At 57.0% G+C, this 1,277-nt stretch carries 2 protein-coding genes; one reads left to right on the top strand and one right to left on the bottom strand.

The features are described 5' to 3' along the window. A partial coding sequence (locus C7C56_RS10595; RefSeq protein ID WP_146204408.1) for an IS66 family transposase occupies positions 1–749 on the top strand: 749 nt, incomplete at its 5' end. A 67-nt stretch (positions 750–816) separates the two neighbouring features. Here C7C56_RS10595 and C7C56_RS10600 read toward each other — a convergent pair. Continuing rightward, positions 817–1,038: a hypothetical protein gene (locus C7C56_RS10600; RefSeq protein ID WP_106757388.1), complete on the bottom strand. Its 222-nt coding sequence runs from the start codon at positions 1,036–1,038 to the stop codon at positions 817–819. Positions 1,039–1,277: the final 239 nt, after the last annotated feature.

Raw genomic sequence — 1,277 nt, forward strand, 5'->3', positions numbered from 1 at the left:
TCCTGCATGCGGACGAGTCGGGCCTGCGTGTAGCGTCGAAATTGCACTGGTTGCATATCGCCGCGACCCCGACTCATACCTGGTACGGCGTGCATGCCAAGCGCGGCATGGAGGCGATCATCGCCCATGGCATCTTGCCCAATCGCCTGGGAGTCCTCGTCCACGATTGCTGGGCTTCCTACTGGACGCTCGACTGTATCCATGCCCTGTGCAATGCGCATCTTCTGCGCGAACTGGTCTATGTGCAAGAACTGACCGGTCAAGCATGGCCAGAACAGATGAGTAAATTTCTCTGTCAAACCAATATGCTGTGCGAGGCCGTCCGGCAAAAAGGCATCGTGCTGAGCGATGCCGACGTTGCCGCCTTTGGCACGGTCTATGATCGAATATTGCGTGAGGGGGAGCGGCGCAATCCGGAAGTGACCAAGCCATCTGGCAAGCGCGGGCGCGTCAAGCAATCGGTCGCCTTCAACCTGCTGCGCCGCATGCGCCAGAATGCCGAGGCCGTCTTGCGCTTTGTTCATGACCTTACCGTGCCGTTTTCGAACAATACAGGGGAGCAAAGTGTACGGATGGCCAAGGTCAAACAAAAAATTTCCGGCTGCTTCCGCACATTGGAAGGCGCGCAGCACTTCTGCGTCATCCGCACCTGTCTCGCTACGCTACACAAACAAGGCCACGGCATGCTTGAGGCGATTCGCCGCGCACTCGCCGGACATCCCATCGTCCCCGCCAGTTGCTCACCCTGAGCAGCGGCTGCAAACGCACTGCCACATGCCATCGGTGACCCGAGTCACCACATCATCGCCGTCAAATCTACTTGCTGTCGGGCGCGCGCTTCAGCGACGGGGTCCTGTTGGCTTCGCCCGCCACAAAGGGGCGTTCAACGCGCTCGACGGAGCGCTCAAAATCGAGATTGTCCAGTTTGGTCAACTCTTCGCGAGCGCGCGCATACAGCTTCAGAATGAGACGATCCTTCTCGTCATGGGAAAGCTTGGAAAGATCCGGGAGTGCGCGCAATTTCTTCATCGCTAACATGATGAACTGATTCCATGAAACGAACAACCTTGGCCCCGGCAGCGCTCAGGCTAAACAGTCACGGTTTTTCAACAAAAAGTAGATTTTTCCGTGGTGTGACCAGGCGGGAAGGACATGTCTCCGTCTGCCTGGGCTGGTCGCGGCATTACGGACGGGCGGGGAGGGCAGGGCTGTCGCACCAAAAGTCGTTTACAATCAACCACTTGAGAAATTATCAATATGGCAATTTGTAAACGGTT

The sequence above is a fragment of the Massilia glaciei genome, assembly GCF_003011895.2.
Classification (GTDB): Bacteria; Pseudomonadota; Gammaproteobacteria; order Burkholderiales; family Burkholderiaceae_D; genus Telluria_A; species Telluria_A glaciei.